Annotated in this window: 16 protein-coding genes; 4 read left to right on the top strand and 12 right to left on the bottom strand. The window is 66.3% G+C overall.

What is annotated here, in order from left to right; genetic code table 11:
* Positions 1-15: 15 nt before the first annotated feature.
* Genes eccA through NWF34_RS07005 form a run of 3 tightly spaced genes read left to right on the top strand, consistent with a single transcriptional unit; the run spans position 16 to position 2,810 of the window.
* On the top strand, positions 16-1,797 hold the full coding sequence (eccA, locus tag NWF34_RS07015) for a type VII secretion AAA-ATPase EccA (RefSeq protein ID WP_258324503.1): 1,782 nt from the start codon (positions 16-18) through the stop codon (positions 1,795-1,797).
* A gap of 57 nt (positions 1,798-1,854) precedes the next feature.
* Positions 1,855-2,256 (top strand): hypothetical protein, encoded by a 402-nt coding sequence (locus tag NWF34_RS07010; RefSeq protein ID WP_236577578.1) that lies wholly within the window; start codon positions 1,855-1,857, stop codon positions 2,254-2,256.
* A 14-nt stretch (positions 2,257-2,270) separates the two neighbouring features.
* Entirely contained in the window at positions 2,271-2,810 is a 540-nt protein-coding gene (locus NWF34_RS07005; protein ID WP_024500097.1) for a hypothetical protein, read from the top strand.
* 45 nt (positions 2,811-2,855) lie between these two features.
* Here NWF34_RS07005 and NWF34_RS07000 read toward each other — a convergent pair whose 3' ends face one another.
* Complete coding sequence (locus tag NWF34_RS07000; protein WP_258324502.1) at positions 2,856-3,653, bottom strand: cytochrome P450; 798 nt, start codon at positions 3,651-3,653, stop codon at positions 2,856-2,858.
* Between the two features lie 6 nt (positions 3,654-3,659).
* Between NWF34_RS07000 and NWF34_RS06995 the strand changes: the two genes are divergently transcribed.
* A complete protein-coding gene (locus NWF34_RS06995; RefSeq protein WP_258324501.1) occupies positions 3,660-4,025 on the top strand; it encodes a hypothetical protein in 366 nt (121 codons plus the stop codon).
* A 102-nt stretch (positions 4,026-4,127) separates the two neighbouring features.
* On the opposite strand, the gene NWF34_RS06990 is transcribed toward NWF34_RS06995, so the two are convergent.
* The 11 genes from NWF34_RS06990 to NWF34_RS06940 all read right to left on the bottom strand — a co-directional run bounded on the left by NWF34_RS06990 (position 4,128) and on the right by NWF34_RS06940 (position 15,427).
* Complete coding sequence (locus tag NWF34_RS06990) at positions 4,128-4,769, bottom strand: TetR/AcrR family transcriptional regulator (protein WP_258324500.1); 642 nt, start codon at positions 4,767-4,769, stop codon at positions 4,128-4,130.
* A 99-nt stretch (positions 4,770-4,868) separates the two neighbouring features.
* Positions 4,869-5,567 carry a hypothetical protein gene (locus NWF34_RS06985; RefSeq protein WP_258324499.1) on the bottom strand — a complete coding sequence of 233 codons (699 nt, stop codon included), beginning with the start codon at positions 5,565-5,567 and terminating at the stop codon, positions 4,869-4,871.
* A gap of 73 nt (positions 5,568-5,640) precedes the next feature.
* The gene (locus tag NWF34_RS06980; protein ID WP_258324498.1) at positions 5,641-6,630 is read right to left on the bottom strand and encodes an MlaD family protein; all 990 of its coding nucleotides are present in this window, start codon (positions 6,628-6,630) and stop codon (positions 5,641-5,643) included.
* Positions 6,627-7,682 (bottom strand): MlaD family protein, encoded by a 1,056-nt coding sequence (locus NWF34_RS06975; protein ID WP_258324497.1) that lies wholly within the window; start codon positions 7,680-7,682, stop codon positions 6,627-6,629. Before NWF34_RS06975 ends, NWF34_RS06980 begins: the two co-directional genes overlap by 4 nt.
* The gene (locus tag NWF34_RS06970; protein WP_258324496.1) at positions 7,679-8,773 is read right to left on the bottom strand and encodes an MlaD family protein; all 1,095 of its coding nucleotides are present in this window, start codon (positions 8,771-8,773) and stop codon (positions 7,679-7,681) included. Before NWF34_RS06970 ends, NWF34_RS06975 begins: the two co-directional genes overlap by 4 nt.
* Positions 8,773-9,780, bottom strand: a complete 1,008-nt coding sequence (locus NWF34_RS06965) for an MlaD family protein (RefSeq protein ID WP_309148629.1) — start codon at positions 9,778-9,780, stop codon at positions 8,773-8,775. Before NWF34_RS06965 ends, NWF34_RS06970 begins: the two co-directional genes overlap by 1 nt.
* Positions 9,765-10,763 (bottom strand): MlaD family protein, encoded by a 999-nt coding sequence (locus tag NWF34_RS06960; protein ID WP_024500105.1) that lies wholly within the window; start codon positions 10,761-10,763, stop codon positions 9,765-9,767. Before NWF34_RS06960 ends, NWF34_RS06965 begins: the two co-directional genes overlap by 16 nt.
* Complete coding sequence (locus tag NWF34_RS06955; RefSeq protein ID WP_258324495.1) at positions 10,760-11,785, bottom strand: Mce family protein; 1,026 nt, start codon at positions 11,783-11,785, stop codon at positions 10,760-10,762. Before NWF34_RS06955 ends, NWF34_RS06960 begins: the two co-directional genes overlap by 4 nt.
* Positions 11,786-11,853: 68 nt before the next feature.
* Positions 11,854-12,726, bottom strand: coding sequence for an ABC transporter permease (locus NWF34_RS06950; protein ID WP_024500107.1), 873 nt, complete (start codon positions 12,724-12,726; stop codon positions 11,854-11,856).
* Positions 12,723-13,643: an ABC transporter permease gene (locus tag NWF34_RS06945; protein WP_258324494.1), complete on the bottom strand. Its 921-nt coding sequence runs from the start codon at positions 13,641-13,643 to the stop codon at positions 12,723-12,725. Before NWF34_RS06945 ends, NWF34_RS06950 begins: the two co-directional genes overlap by 4 nt.
* A gap of 155 nt (positions 13,644-13,798) precedes the next feature.
* Positions 13,799-15,427 carry a PEP-utilizing enzyme gene (locus NWF34_RS06940; RefSeq protein ID WP_024500109.1) on the bottom strand — a complete coding sequence of 543 codons (1,629 nt, stop codon included), beginning with the start codon at positions 15,425-15,427 and terminating at the stop codon, positions 13,799-13,801.
* Positions 15,428-15,490: the final 63 nt, after the last annotated feature.

Raw genomic sequence — 15,490 nt, 5'->3', positions numbered from 1 at the left:
ACACAGGGGGACGAGATGGCCGATGTCCGCAAGGCGAGGGCACTCTTCGAGCTGGGCGTCCTGTCCTTGAACATCCCCTTCGACGGTCAGGAGCCGATCAACAACCCTGCACAGGCCGCGAAGGCGTTCACCCGCGCCACCGAGTGGGATCCCTCGCTCGGTGACGCCTGGATCGGCCGCCTCGCCTGCGGGGACAGGAGCGACGAGGTCCTGCTGGGACTGTATCGGGCACGAGCGACGATCGGCGCCGAACAGCGTCGGCTCGGCCTTCCCCCGGGCACCATCGCAGGTCGCTGGGACACCGGGCTGCACATCGACTATCCGGCGATCACCGCCGTCGACGCCACTGCCGCATTTGCGTCCAGTCTGATCCGCGGTGCCGACTACTCGGGCGCCGAGGAGGCGCTCGACGAGATCCCGCCCGCCCATCGGTTGCCGATCGTGGAATTCGTCCGCGCTCACCTCCACTACCGAACACAACGATGGCCCGATGTGCTGACCGCCCTCACCCGCTCGGACCGGTGGGGCGACACGGTCATGCAGTCTGTGGCCGACTTCATGGCCGGATCAGCGTGCGTGCACCTGGGGATGCTCGGCGAGGGCATGCGTCGCCTGCAGAACGCCATCGACGGTCCGGTCGCGGGCTGTTCGGTCAGCGCGATGTACGCCTACGGCCTGGCGCTTCGCGAGCAGGGTCACGAGGAGAAGGCCAAGGCCATGCTCGAGCAGGTCTACGCGCGCAATCCGGCGCACACCGCGGCGGCGCAGGCCATGCGGTCCCCGACGATCCGCGTCCTCCGCACCACGCCCGAGGAGATCGCCGCACGCACCGACCGCTGGGACCCCGCCTCGGTGCCGGACCGCAATCAGACCACGGTGTCGCCGGGCGGAGCCGACGGCGTCGAGAACGAGCTGGTGACCGACGCCCAGCGCGAACTGGAACAACAGATCGGACTCGAGTCGGTCAAACAGCAGGTCGCCAAGCTGCAGTCGGCGGCCACCCTCGCCCGGGTCCGCGCCGACCGCGGACTCTCGACCTCGGCGCGCAGCCTGCACCTCGCCTTCACCGGGCCGCCCGGTACCGGCAAGACGACCGTCGCCCGGATCGTCGCCAAGATCTACTGCGGGCTCGGCTTCATCAAATCCGACAAGGTGGTCGAGGCGACCCGGCGCGACCTGGTCGGCGAACACCTCGGCTCCACCGCCATCAAGACGTCGGCGCTCATCGACTCGGCCATGGACGGCGTCCTGTTCATCGACGAGGCGTACACCCTGATCCAGAAGGGTTTGTCGGGTGGCGACGCGTTCGGTCGCGAGGCCGTGGACACGCTGCTGGCGCGGATGGAGGACGACCGGGATCGTCTGGTCGTGATCATCGCGGGCTACGACTCGGAGATCGACCGGTTTCTCGCTGCCAACGACGGCCTCGCGTCGCGTTTCGCACGTCGGGTCCGATTCGACTCGTACACCCCGCGAGAGCTCGCGCAGATCGGCGAGTTCATCGCGCGCAAACGCGATTCGGTCCTCACCCCGGAGGCGGTCGCCGAACTGGAGCAGGCGTGCGCGCCGCTCTACCACGATGTCCGCGACCACGATGGCGGCACGCGTCGAGCCACCGATCTGGCCGGTAACGGCCGATTCATCCGCAACATCGTCGAGGCCGCCGAGGAGGAGCGCGAGTTCCGGCTCAGCACGGCCGGCGACCTCGCCTCGTTGTCCGCAGACGATCTGATGCGTATCGAACTCGACGACATCCGGTCCGCCATCTCCGGCGTGCTGTCGGGACTGAGGCGCTAGCGGCCCTCGCCCGTCCCGGCACTTCCGCTCGTTTCCCCAGAGAGGTTCTCCATGCTCATGTCCTGCACCCGCTTGGTCCGATCCGGCCTGCTCGCCGGCGCCCTCGCCCTGACCCTGTCGCTGGCCGGATGCTCGTCCGACGACGCCGAACCCGCACCGTCCGCGACCACCTCGAAACAGACCGCCGGCACCGAGCAGACCACCGGAGACACGGGGCGGCCCACAAGAGAAGCGGCCACCTCGGGAGCACCGTCGGGCGCCGTCCGGAGTTCCACCGCCAAGGCTCTGAGCTGCCGCGACTTCCGGGCACTCGAAGACGATGGGCGCGCGGCCGCCGTGGCGGCACTCGGGGTGAAGTCCAACGCCGATCAGGTCGCCACCGTCGCGGCGACGGTCTGCCTCAGCCGTCTCGACGACAAGGTCGCCGATGTTGTCGGTGAGCTCGTGCCCACACGCTGATACGTTCGTTGACCATGAGTGTCCGACCGTGGTCCCTCCTGCACGGCCCGTTGTTCTCCCGCGGCCGTCCACTGGACCGCGAACACGCCGCGCCCCGCATCAGCGCGTACATCTACGGCAACATCCTGATCCTGGCGGCGCTGATCCCGCTGCACCTCACCGACGATTTCGTCGGCATCCTGATCGTGCTCGGCACAGCCGCGTCGACCTTCATCGCACATGTCTTCGCCGAGGCGGTGGCGCGACGGGTGCACGACGGCGCCGTCCACCCCACGAAGACGACGGTCCTGCACCACCTTCGGGATTCGGTACCGATCCTCTCCTCGGCGTCGGTGCCCTGCCTCATCCTGGCGATGGCGTGGATCGGCTGGATCGAACCGCGCACCGCACAGCTGGCCGCCGAGATCGTGATCCTGCTGCGCATCGGCGGAACGGTCTTCGTCATCGACCGCCTGAACAATGAAAGACCCAACCGCGCAACGCTGATCGGGGCGACCGCGGTCACCGTGCTGGCAACCGCCATCGTCGTCGTGAAGGTGTTCCTGACGCACTGACGTTCATGGCGCACCGATCAGCGGAGTCTGCGGCCGACCCGTGGATCAGCTGCGTGCGGTGAAGCTCATCGGCATCGAATGCCACCCCTGGGTGGGCCAGGTGCCGCGCTCCGGGTTCCCGTCGACCTTGAAGGTGTCGATGCGCTCGAGCCAGGTACTGAGGATCGCACGTATCTCGATGCGCGCCAGACCTTCCCCGAGGCACCGGTGATTTCCGGAACCGAAGCTGGTCAGCTGGGTCTTGCCCGGCCGATCGATGTCGCACTTGTCCGGGTCGGGGAACACGTCCTCGTCCCGGCTTCCCGACGCCCACATCTGCAGTACGCGCTCGCCGGCGCAGATCGTCCGACCGCCGATCTCCACGTCCCGAGTCGCCGTACGCGCGGTGGCCTGCGTGGGGGCGAAGACACGCGCGAACTCGCCGACCGCCTTGGTGATCAGTTTGGGATTGGCGCGCAACTGCTCTCGTAGCTCGTGATCCTCGGCCAGATGCGCCAGCGTGGCGCTCGTGACGTCGGCGGTGGTCTCGAACCCGCCGACGATCAGCAGTATGAAGGTGCCGAAGATCTCCTCATTGGTCAGCGGCCGTCCGTCGATGTCGGCCTCCATCAGCGCCGACATCAGATCGTCGCCGCCGGGCTCGGCCTTGGTCTTCTCCATCCACGCCTGGACGTAACCCATGAGATCCATGAAGGTCACGCCGAGCGCTTCCTGGTCACCGGAGGCATTGGCCGACACCATCCCCTCGTGCCAGCTCTTGAATCGCAGACCGTCTTCCTGCGGAACGCCCATGAGCATCGCCAACGCGCTCGAGGACACCCGGTAGTTCAACTGGGATGCCACGTCGGCATGACCGTCGTCGATGAAACTGTCGATGCACTCATGCGCGATGCGGACCAGCTCGGGCTCGAACGCGGCGATTCGGGATCCACGGAAGAAGGGAGCGACCAGGGCACGGTAGTCGGCATGCTGGGGCGGATCGGACTGGACCGGAAGCCATGGAAAGACTCCCCCGGTCATGTCCGGAACGACGAACACCTCTGCTGCACTGAAGGTTTCCGGATCGCCGGCAACCTGTTCGATGTCGGCGTGTTTGAAGACCGCCCACGCGCCGCCGAACTGCTCGGTCCAGGCAACCGGGCACTTGCCACGCATATTCTTCTGGACCGCGACAGGGTCTGCAAGGTTCGCCTCGGACAGCGGATCCCAGTCTGATGTGACATTGGCCATGAGGGGGATTCCTAAATCTTTTGGGCTACAACGACACACCTAGTGTGGCAACCACCACCTCAACCCGTCAAGGGACAACGTTGTACCTTATTCGCCTGGGCCCCCGTCGGCCTCCGCGCCGAGCGAGATTCCGTGCAGGATCAGCGCAGACATATGTCGCACAACGACTTCGTCGTCATCGTCAACCGATCCCAGCACCGAAGAGTCCATGCTGACGTAGCCCATCACCATGCTGATGAGCGCTCGAACCGTGATGTCGGCATGCTCCGCTGGGTACCCGTGCGCGGCGATGGTGCGCACCGCGATCGCCAGCACCGAGCCCATCCCCTCATCGATGGACTCCCTAACCTGTTGGCGCACTTCGGGTTCGAGCTGTTCTCCGGAGAACATCAGCAGCCGGAGCACGGCGGTGTGGTTGCGGCTGTTCTCGAACAGGTCAGAGATGAACTCGTAGACGAGCTCCAGCTCCGGTGGCTCCTCGGCGAGACGATCGGCCCAGCGGCTGGTCCAACTGTCGGCGAACTGGAGCAGCGGCTTGGTCATCACCTCGGCGAAAAGATCGGCCTTGGTGGCGAAATGCCGAGTGAGGACCGACCTGGTGACGCCGGCACGATTGGCGATGGCCGCCATCGTCGCACCCTTGTAGCCGAGGTGGCTGAACTCCTCCTCGGCCGCGACCACGATCAGGGCCTGCAGGTCCGACGAACGTCGCCGAGTGGTGGGGCTCATGGATTGACGACGTTGGCTACTCATGGATCCGATGATGCACCACGCCGCCGTCCGCTGTCATCGACGCCGATCACACCGGCAGATCATTCCGTCACCGATTCATCGGCCGCCGGTCGGTAGTTCGGCATTGACTCCGGAGATGTCGACGATCTTCCAGTCCTTCGACTTGTCCAGTCGCAGCTTGTATGTCGCAGTCGACTGGATACCGTCGGGGGTCTGGGTGTTCTTCGTGGTGACGCCGACGAAACAGTCCACGGAGTACACGTCGCCGTCGACCGACGTGGTGACCGCGGCTATCGGCTCCGCCGTCGACGTCCACTGCAACGGTGTGACGATCTGCTCCATCGACGTGGCCGCCTGGGTCAATCGGGCGGCCATCTCCTCCGAGGTCCCCTCGGTCAGTCGGGATCGCCAGGCCGGCAGGTCCTTGAAGTCGATCGCGGCGGCACCCTTCGCATAGTCCAGAGCAACCTTCTCGGCCTGCGATTCCGCCGTCGCAGCCGCCTGTGTCGCGGTCAATTCCTCACTGCGCGAGTGCAACTGCCAGCTGACGAGGCCGAGAGCCGCGACCAGGGCGAGGATCACGCCGCCGACGATCACCGACCGCAGGGACACCTGATGCCCACGAGCTCGGTCCCCCGCGGCGTGGCCCGGCACTTCCGTACCGGTGCCGCGCGCACCGCCGGCAGCGGTCGCCGGTTCCGCGCCTTTCTCCAGCACTGCGATACCCGATGTCGTCGCGCTCGCCGTCCCGTCGTCGTCCTTCGTGTCGTCCCTGCGTTCTGGGTCGTTTTCCATGGTCCGCACCGTTTCTCATCCGTTCGTGTGGCTGGCTGCTGTCATCTGCCGCGTTCTTCCGGCAGGTCGTGTATCAGGACCCGGGCACCCCCACTTCGACGTGGAGCGACCCGTTCCGGACCGCGCCCAGCGCACGGACGAGCACCGCGCTCGGGTCGACCGTGCGCAACGCGCCGGCGCCGGCGCTGACCGTCGGCAGGAGGTTGTCGCCGATCACCTTGAGATCTGCGGCGGTGTTGTCCAGGAACTTCTGGAGTTCCATCAGGAACGGTCCGGCACCATCCTCGATTCCGGTGGCCAGCGGCCCGCCGCGGAACACCGCGAACTTCAGCGCGTCCTGGAGGACACCGAGATTCCGGCCGAACCCTTCGGCGACCGGGGCAGCCCCGCGGAACGCGGCCGGAATCTCTCCGCTCCTCATGAGCAGCGGCTGCAGGGCGCTGAGCAGCGTGGTGAGATTGTCGGCCTGACCACCGATCGTCGAGGCCAGACGCTCACCGGCGCGGTTGATGCTGCCCAGCACGTACTGTTCGTCATCGGCGCACACCCCGCCATCCGTGCACGGGCCGGGCAACGCCACGTCGAGGGTCTCGAAGATCTTTCCCACGCTCTTGGGGTCGACCTGTTCCAGCAGTCGGGTGACGCGCTCGGACAGATCCTTGAACGTGGACGGATCATCGACCTGCGACCGGCCGATCACCGCATCCTCGGCGATGTACGGGCCGGTCGCCACCGCCGGCGTGACCGCCACGTAGGGCTCACCGAGCGCCGACAGGGTCTCGATCCGGAACGTGCTCTCGGTGGGGATCTGATACTCCGGACGGTATTTCATGCCGATCGTGACCCCACGCGCAGACGGACGGACCGATGCCACGGTGCCGATCTCGACGCCGCGCAACAGCACTCGTGCTCCGGGGACGAGACCGTTGCCGTCCGAGACCTCCATGGTGACCCTCCGATCGTCGCTCTCCCGGCTGACCGGGAGCCCGAGGGTCCCCATGTAGACGAAGGCCAGAACACCGATCACGAGCATCCCGGCAATCGACAGCATCGACTTCTTCATCGCACCGCTCCCAGCATCCGCAAGAGGTTCTCCACATCGCCGATCAGCTGTTCACCGCCACCTCGTGCCGTCACCGAGGTCACATCGACCGATGGGTTGGATGCGAACGGAAGCAACATATTACGGAGGAAGTCCGAGGTCTTGATCGCCAATCGCGGTCCATCGTCCACGATCCCGCGCACGTCGTCGGACGTGGCCGCGAGAGAATTGAGCATCGGCACCAGCCAGATCCCGCCCTCGAAGATGCTGCCGATCGAGGGCAGCAGATAGGCGATGTGAACCAGGAAGCTGTCGGCATCACGCCGCCAGTAGGTCGCCGCCTCGGCGCCGAAGATCTTGGTCAGCTCGTCATGGCGCTCACCGATCGCCGCGGCCGAAGCGTTCATGCCGGTCAGGAAACGATCGATTTCACCGGTGTTGCGTCCCAGGTCTCTCAGATCCACCGACGTGACCGTCGCGAGCCGGCGCAGATCCCGGCGCTTGGGCATCACGTTGTTGATCCGCGCCATCGCGTCCTGGATCTGGGTGATGGTGCCGCCGTTGACGAAGTTGGCCAGCACCGCCAGCGTGTCCTCGAGCGGGGGTGGCGACACCGTGCGTTCCACGCCGATGACCGACCCCGGCTCGAGATACCCCCGGGCACCTGTCGAACCGTCTTCTCCGTCGCCCGCAGGCGGGACGAAGGCGATGTAGGTGTCACCGAGAAGGGTGTTCTGCCGGATGACGGCATCGGTGTCGGCGGGAATGCGCGTGCCCTTGCGGATTCGCGCCGCGACCTCCACGTAGTCGTCGGTCAACTCGAGCCCGGTCACCTCGCCGATACGCTGTCCATCGGCGACGACGTCGGCACCGTTCGGCAGCGACAGGACACTGGCGAATCGGACCGACACCTCGTAGCCGTCGCCCGTTCCGGGACGTACCGACGGCAGGTCATCGGGACCGATCGCGCACCCCGCGAGCACGATCGTCATGACCATCGCCGGAATCGCCACCGGCACGCCCCGGCGGATCGTCCGCCGACCCAGGCGGGAGAACCATGCAAGCCGTCTCATGACCGACCCCCCAGCAGGACCATGTCCAACAATGCGTCACCCCGGAACTCGCTGACCGCACCACGTCTCGTACAGGTGTTGGGGCGCAGCTTGTTCGCCTGAGCGCACAATTCCGGGGAGACGTCGGACACGCGAACCGTGGGCGGTGTGTACCGGACCGAGAGTCCGCGCCCCTCGCCCTGAGTCTGCTGACGCACCGCCTGCGCAACCGCGGGGATGGTCGACACCAGCGACGAGATGTCCGGCGCGCGAGCGGCCGCCAGCGAGATCGCCTGCGTCACCGGACCGTGCACGACCGGCCAGATGTCGCCACCGTAGTTCCGCTCGATGTCGTACAGGGTCGCCACCGTCCAGGCGACACCCTTGGTCAGTTCCGTCGCACCGGTCCAGAGTTCGGTGCCGACCTCGAGGATGTTCGGCGCCTGGGTGAGGATGGACTCGATCGCACCCCAGTTCTTCAGCGCATCCTCGCTCAGCGGTGCCATGTCGGAGATGACACTGCCGATGTCGGCGATCACCTTGTCCGGGTTCTGCGCCGCATCCGCTGCATTCGTCATGACGTCGCGGGCGTGCGGCCCCACCCCGCGGAGCGCGTCGGCGAGTCCGGTCACGGCTCCCCGGACATTCTGGCCCTCGCCTGCGGGGGCCAGGTCGTCGACGAAATCCGCTGCCGAAGCGGAGATCTCCGAGATCGTCTTGGGCGTGTAACTGTTGGTGAGGGCGATGCATCGGTCGCCGGTGAGCCGAGGACCCGAGGCATAGTTCCCCACGAGCTCCAGACTGCGGTCGGCGAGCAACGACTTGGACCGGATCACCCCCTTCACATCGGCGGGAATCGCACGGGGCGTGTCGATCTCGAAGGTGACCAGGACGCGGTCTCCTCGTGGCTGCACCGCGGCGACCCGGCCGATGCGGTATCCCATCTGTGTGACCGGATTGTCGGCGTACAGACCGGTGGCATCCGGCATCTCGGCGCAGAACTCCCCGGTGGTGGGCGGGAGTTCATCGGCGGCCAGCGCGGTGCCGGCACAGCCGGACAGCGCGAGAACTGCCACGACCCCGATGATTCCCAGGTTCGGACGTCGCATCATCAGCACTTCCTCCCGGCAACCGGGATACAGATATCGGAGGCGAGCACGGTTCCGCCTTTGAGTTCCTTGATCCCCTCGGGACCGAGCCAGCCCGCCAGCTGATCTCGCAGCGCGGTCAGCTTGTCGATGGCCGGCCCCATCGTGTTCTGCGCGGTCTCGGCGATCTGCCGGAACTGATTGATCGCCGCGACGACCTGATCGCTGTGATCCAGGTAGTAGGCCTCTAGCGGTTGGATCGACATCAGAATCCGTCCGAGCCGCGCATACGCCTCGTTGAACCCCACGTGAGTGTTGTTGTAGGTCGAGAGCACGATGTCGGTCTGTCGCAGCAGATCGAAGATGAATGCCCGGTTGGCCTCGAACGCCTCGAGGTACTCGGTGCTCAGCGCTGCGATCGCGTCGACCTGTGATCGCTGGCGGGCGATGACACCGGTGACGCTCCGCATTCCGTCGACCATGTCCCGCAAGGAGGGCGACTGCCCGCCCAGGGCATCGGCGACCTGACCGAGATTGCCGTCGATGTCAGTGGCGTCGACGTTGTCGGTGACCGTCGGCACCTCTTGGATCGCGTCCCCGATGCTGTAGGGAACGCTGACCGCGCTGGACTGAATCCAGGTGTCCCCCAGCGGAACATCCCCCAGAGGAATGAGGGTCGCGGCGTAGCCGCCGACCGGTGTCAGCATCCGGACCTCGACCCGGGAGCGATCCCCGATGAAGATTTCCTCATCGACCTCGGCGGTGACCCGGACCTCGTTGGCGCCGAGTTCGAGTCCGGTCACCTTGCCGACGTTGAGCCCGGCGACGCGCACGTCCTGCCCGACCGCCACCGACGACACGTCATCGGTGAGGAAGGTGAACTGCTTCTTCCCCGGGGGATTGACGTAGACGACGACGATCACGGCGGCGATGACGATCACCGCGACCAGCAGCGCCGTCCCGATCATGACCTCGCGCCCGACCCTCTTGGTCAAACGTCCCAGCATGGCCGGTGTCATCGTGCCGCGCATACGACGACCTCACTTCCGTCGAGCAGCAGCTCGACATCGGACGGCAGGTCCGCGAGCCCATTCGCACAACTGCGTCCGGAGTGATCGATGCCGGCCGGGACCTGGAGACCGGCAACCGCCACCGGGATCATCCGGAGCGCCTCGGCGGCTTGCGGAATCGAGCTGAACGCATCGGTGAGCAGCTTGTCGACGTCGAGCCCGGGCCGCAGTCCGATGTTGCCCATCATCCGGTCGATCGGCTCGGTGAAGGCGGGTCCGTAGCGATCCGTCTTGTAGAACTCCTCTAGAACGGTCATTCCCTTGGCGACCGGGATCTTGACCGAGTGAAGGAACTCCATGACCTCCGGGGTCCGGCCTCCCATGGTGTCGGCGATCCGGGCCAGGTTGGCGGTGAGCGTGGAGATCAACCGTTCACGGTCCGTCGCGAACCGGGACAGTTTCGCCACGTTGTCGAGCATCGGCGCCAGTCCGCTGCCGTCTCCCTGCAGGATGGCCAGCGCATTGTCGGTGAACTCGTTGACCTCGTCGGTGCGCATCGTCGCGAGTACCGGCTGCAGGCCGTTGAACAATTCGGTGATGTCGAAGGAGCCCGTCGTGTGGCTGAGCGGGACCGTGTCCACCGGCCGTCCGGCCGGCCCGAAGGCGACGTCGACATATCTTGCGCCCGTGAGATTCTGGTACTTCACGGTCAGACGCGAGTTCTCCGTCAGCCGATACGACTCGTCGAGGGTGAAGTCGACCTCGGCCACGCTGCGCCCGTCGACGCGGACGATGCGCGTGTCGGTGATCTTCCCGATCCGCACCCCCTTGGTGCGCACGTCGCCGTTGATCCGCAGTCCGGAGATGTCGGAGAACTCGGCCCGGTAGGTCCTCGTCGGTTGATCGACCGGTGACTTCATCGCACTGATCACGATCGCGAAGAGCACGGCGCACACCGTGACCGCCACAGCGAGCTTCGCGACGGTGGCAGTCGTCGTGCTCACCGCGCACCTCCCTGCGGCCCGGTCGCGACGTGCGACAGCGGCGCGGCGAGCGCCGGAAAGGTGTTGACCACCAGCGCGACATCGAGGGTCGGACGACCGCCCTTCATCGCGAATGCACTGTTGTACTTGTCGATCAACTGCATCAGGCCTTTCGGGGACATACCGCCGCCGACGAAGTGCGGGATCAGATCGGATACCTGCGTCACCACCTGGGTCAGGGGTGTCAGTTCTTTCGGATGCGAGGCAAGCAGGGTGCCCGCCAGCCCGAACAGTTGCGAGGACGCCAGGTCCAGGCCGGCATCGAGGCGGTCGAGCACGTCGATGTTCGCGCGGCGTACGCCGTCGGCACCCATCGGATTGAGCGATTCGTTCTCGTAGACCATGAAAAGCATGTCGATGAGTTCGCGGCTGAACTCGGGGGCCTCGGCGAGGATGTCGTCGAATTTCTCCATGAGTTCGTGCGGGAGATGCCGCTGCGTGGCCGCGACCCGATCGGCCACGGTGATGCCGGTGTCGATGAGCGGTGCGAGCCCGTCGGTATAGCGGACCGTCTTCTCCAGCGAGCGCACGATGTCGGTGGTCAGGGTCCCGTCGACGACCAGCGAGCCGCGCTCGATCATCGTCGACATGGTGAAGTCGCCCTTCGGTGTCCGTTCGAAGGTCTCACCGCCGGTGAGTGGCTCGCCGCCCGGCTGCGCGACGATGTTGATCCCGGTGGTACCGAAGTAGTTCCGCGGCCGGAAGTCGACGTCGAAGGTCGACGTGACGCCCTCGATCAGCTCGGGTCGCAGCCGCATCGCGATGGTGATGTCACCCGGAGCGGCGCTGCTGAGGTCGGTCACCTCACCGACCTCCGAACCGCTCAGGATGACCTTGCTGCCCTCGGTCACCCCCGGTCCCACATAGGAGGTCCGCAGGGTGATGTCGATGCCCGGCGGGGCGTCGTAACGGGGGTAGATCCACGTCGCCGCGACGACGATCAGCACGAGCACCGCTGAGATGATGCCTCCGACGACCACCACCGAGCGATTCTGCCGATCAGATGTTCCGCGAACGAAGTCCTGGCTGTAGGTCCTCGATCCCAACGCACTCACCCCTTGAAGACCAGTTCCGGACTGAGACCCCAGATCACCACGGTCATCAGGAAATTCAGTACGACGATGGCCACCAGACTCGCCCGGATCGCCCGTCCCGACGCCGAGCCGACGCCGGCCGGGCCACCCGCGGCGAAATAGCCGTAGTAGCAGTGGATCACCGTCACCACGGCGCAGAACAGGAGCGCCTTCACCAGTGACGCCGCGAGGTCCGGATAATCCAGGAACTGCGCGAAGTAGTGGTCATACGTGCCGGGCGGCTGCTTGTAGAACACCTTCACGATGAGTCCGCCGGTGAAGAAGCTGATCACCAGGGCCATCAGATATCCGGGGATCACGATGAGCATGCTGCCGATCAGTCGTGTGCCGACGACGAACGGAATCGCCCGCAGGCCCATCGATTCGGTGGCGTCGATCTCCTCGGAGATGCGCATCGATCCGATTTCGGCGGTCATCCGGCATCCCGCCTGGGCGGCGAAACCGATGCCGGTGACGATGGGTGCGATCACCCGGACGTTGCCGAACGATCCGATGATCCCGGTGAGGGGCCCGAATCCGAGAAGATCGAGCGCCATGAAGGCCTGGATCGCGACCACCGCGCCGACGGCGATGCCCAGGAAGAACATCAGGCTCAGGACACCACCGTCGACGATGAGCGATCCGTTGCCCCATGCCATGTTGTTCATGGTCTGCAGGGTCTGCTTGCGATAGTGCCGAATGGTGGTGGGCAGCAGAGCGATCGTCTTTCCCCCGAAGATCGCGATCTGTCCGACCTCGGCGAAGACGGAGGTCACTGTGCGGGAAACGGCGTCGACCGGTCGGTTGATGACCGCGGGAATCGCCCGGTACCGGGCCGGTGTGTTCGTCATGCCAGCGCCGCCGGGAAGAACATCGTCTGCAGCTGACTGATCAGCAGATTCGACACGAAGATGCAGAACACGCTCAGGACCACCGAGGCGTTGACCGCGTTGGCGACGCCTCGGGGCCCGCCTTTGGCCTCGAGTCCACGGAGGCTGGCGATGAGCACCACGATGGCCGCGAAGGTCAGCGCCTTGAAGACCGAGAACATCAGGTCCGTCGGAGTTGCGAAGGCGCCGAAGGACATCCAGAAGCTACCCGGGACGACGTCGTTGATGTTGGCCGAGATCGCCAGGCCCGCACCGACACCCGCCGCGATGATCACGATGCAGAGCAGCGGCGCGATGAAGATCATCGCGAGGAAACGCGGGACGATCAGGCGCTCGACCGGGTCGACGCCCATGACACGCATGGCTTCGATCTCCTCGCGGATCGATCGCGCGCCGAGGTCGGACGCGATGGCCGACGCGGCCGCACCGGCCATCAGCAGTCCGGTTGCCATCGGCGCACCCTGGCCGACCACGCCGAGCCCGGATGCGGCGCCGGCCAGCGAATTCGCCCCGACCTGGTTCATGATGCCGCCGACCTGAACCGAGATCTCCGCGCCGATGGGAACCGCCATCAGCAGTGCGGGGAGGGCGGTGACCTTCAGCAGCCGCCACATCTGGTCGACGAGTTCGGGCCACTGCAGATCGAGCCGGAGCAGCCCGGAGACGATGCATTTTCCGATGGCGGCGGCGAGCAGTGCGGTCCGCCCCAGCGTCGCGAGGCTTTCACGTGGTGCCCGCCGTAGGTATTTCACGATGGGCGTCAACGGGTTTCGCACGCGACGCCGCCGTCCGGCGCGCTTGTTCTCGTGCGTCGGCGAGTCGACCGGCAGCGCCGGGCTCACCGGGGCAACCGACCTCAGGGCGGTCGTGGCTGTCATGGTCACCTTTCCGGAAATGGGCATCGACAACTGGCCGTGCGCTGGGACTGTTCGAGCACGGCTGGATGAGAATCGTGATGTATGACGAGCGGCTTCGGCGTGTGCGTCTGCCTCGCGGACGGGCGTGATGCCCCGGCGTGGGGCGGGTTCTCCGGTCAGCCGGCGGCGACCGCCTTGCCATCGCGAGCACGCTCGGTGACCTTGACCAGATTGCGTTCACCATCGACCAGGATCCGGTCGCCCTCGCCGATTCTCCGGGTTCCGCTCTCGGTTCCGATCACGTAGGGAACCCCGAGCTCGCGGGCGACGACCGCGCCGTGACTGGCCGATCCCCCGATGTCGATGACCAGGGCCTCGGCCATCGCCATCAGTGGCGCCCAGCTCGGATCGGTGAAGCGGCACACGAGGATGTCGCCGTCGTCGAGCTCGATGTCCTCGGACGGGTCCGACAGGACCCGAGCGCGGCCCTCGACGACCCCACCGCCACTGGCAGCACCCGAGAGCTCAACCGCGCCACCGTCATCGGCGTTGTCGTCGATCCGCTCCGGCTCGGGCATGCCGTAGAACGCGACCGGAAGGACCATCGCCTTGTAGTCCTCACGCGTGGCTCGACGGGTGTCGACGATCCGCTGGGCGTCGGCCAGGCGGCCCGCGGCGAGATCCTCACATTCCTCGACCGTGAGGAAGAAGACGTCGTCGACCTCCCGGAGCGCGCCGAGGTCGACCTGCTGGCGGCCGAAGGTCCGGGCGGCGGCGCGGGCGCGGTCGATCGCGATGAGGTAGGCGGCCTTTCCGACCTGCAGTGATCGGATGACGTCACGCATCTTGCGGACGAGCCACCGCGTGACGGGTCGCTGCAGAGCCGGGGTCGCCGCGAGCAGCCGCGCCTCGGCCGCGGACCCGACCTGCTGCGTGGCCGACGCTCGCGCGGCCGGCCGTTCGGCGCGCTGAGCGAGTGACGCGGCGAGTGATCGCACCGCTCGAGGGTCCTCGCGCCACACCGTGGCGAACAGATTGCCCTCGTTGGGGCCGTGGTATCCCCATGAGGACAAGAACTCCGCCTCGCCGATCTCGCCGCGCCCGAGCCGCCACAGGTCATCGGCCATCTTGGCTTCGTTGAGATCGCCTACGCCGGAGAGCAACTGGTCGACGAGCCCCGGTTCGCCGAGCTTCTCGGCCGCCCCGGTCACCGCACTCTGGGCTCCCTGGAAGATGAAGCGCCACACGCAATGCACGCTGAAGACCCGTTCGAAGTCGGTACGGGTCTGCACCAGACGCTCGATCGGGGTCTGGCTCGGCTCGCCGTCGACGACCGTCGCCAGCCAGTCGGCGTACATCTCCTCGTAGAGACGTTCCAGACGCTTCCGCGTCCGCATGAGCGCGACCGGCGCCTTCGCGGCGATCACCGGGACCCGGCCCGGACTGCCGGAGAACTTCGGCGCGTCGGGTCGCACCGAACCCATGAGATCTCGCTCGAAGTCGTCGGCACTGAGTCCCGGCACCGCCGCCATCGTCTTCTTGATGACGTCCACGTTCAACGCCTGACGCCCGTAGAAGCAACTGACGCCCAGCTCATTCGGATCGTCGGACACCACGAGCTTGCTCCGTGGGATCACTCCGAACGAGTACATCGGATACAACAGCCCCTGCTCGGTCGCCGGGCCCCACAGGCTCCAGCACATCGGTGACATGACCTCTGGGCAGGCCTCGCCGAGATTGGTACTCGTCCAGTAACGACCGGGCTCCGAGGAGCCCTTGATGGGATCGGTGACGGGTGTGGGCACGACTGCTCCTTCACGGCTTCGCACAGTGTGACGCCTGTGATCGGCTTCCCCCGGGGAAGGCAG

The organism is Gordonia sp. GONU (assembly GCF_024733855.1).
GTDB classification, from domain to species: Bacteria; Actinomycetota; Actinomycetes; order Mycobacteriales; family Mycobacteriaceae; genus Gordonia; species Gordonia amicalis.
Note: the sequence above shows the minus strand (reverse complement) of the source record. Positions and strands in the feature narration are given on the sequence as shown.

What these genes read in the sequence shown, in the direction of transcription:
- NWF34_RS06965 (WP_309148629.1), bottom strand. Translation starts at nt 9,780, where the DNA reads ATGCGCGGCACGATGACACCGGCCATGCTGGGACGTTTGACCAAGAGG.
- NWF34_RS06990 (WP_258324500.1), bottom strand. Translation starts at nt 4,769, where the DNA reads ATGAGCCCCACCACTCGGCGACGTTCGTCGGACCTGCAGGCCCTGATC.
- NWF34_RS07010 (WP_236577578.1), top strand. Translation starts at nt 1,855, where the DNA reads ATGTCCTGCACCCGCTTGGTCCGATCCGGCCTGCTCGCCGGCGCCCTC.
- NWF34_RS06970 (WP_258324496.1), bottom strand. Translation starts at nt 8,773, where the DNA reads ATGATGCGACGTCCGAACCTGGGAATCATCGGGGTCGTGGCAGTTCTC.
- NWF34_RS06995 (WP_258324501.1), top strand. Translation starts at nt 3,660, where the DNA reads ATGACCGTCGTCGATGAAACTGTCGATGCACTCATGCGCGATGCGGAC.
- NWF34_RS06980 (WP_258324498.1), bottom strand. Translation starts at nt 6,630, where the DNA reads ATGAAGAAGTCGATGCTGTCGATTGCCGGGATGCTCGTGATCGGTGTT.
- NWF34_RS06975 (WP_258324497.1), bottom strand. Translation starts at nt 7,682, where the DNA reads ATGAGACGGCTTGCATGGTTCTCCCGCCTGGGTCGGCGGACGATCCGC.
- NWF34_RS06945 (WP_258324494.1), bottom strand. Translation starts at nt 13,643, where the DNA reads ATGACAGCCACGACCGCCCTGAGGTCGGTTGCCCCGGTGAGCCCGGCG.
- eccA (WP_258324503.1), top strand. Translation starts at nt 16, where the DNA reads ATGGCCGATGTCCGCAAGGCGAGGGCACTCTTCGAGCTGGGCGTCCTG.
- NWF34_RS07005 (WP_024500097.1), top strand. Translation starts at nt 2,271, where the DNA reads ATGAGTGTCCGACCGTGGTCCCTCCTGCACGGCCCGTTGTTCTCCCGC.
- NWF34_RS06985 (WP_258324499.1), bottom strand. Translation starts at nt 5,567, where the DNA reads ATGGAAAACGACCCAGAACGCAGGGACGACACGAAGGACGACGACGGG.
- NWF34_RS06950 (WP_024500107.1), bottom strand. Translation starts at nt 12,726, where the DNA reads ATGACGAACACACCGGCCCGGTACCGGGCGATTCCCGCGGTCATCAAC.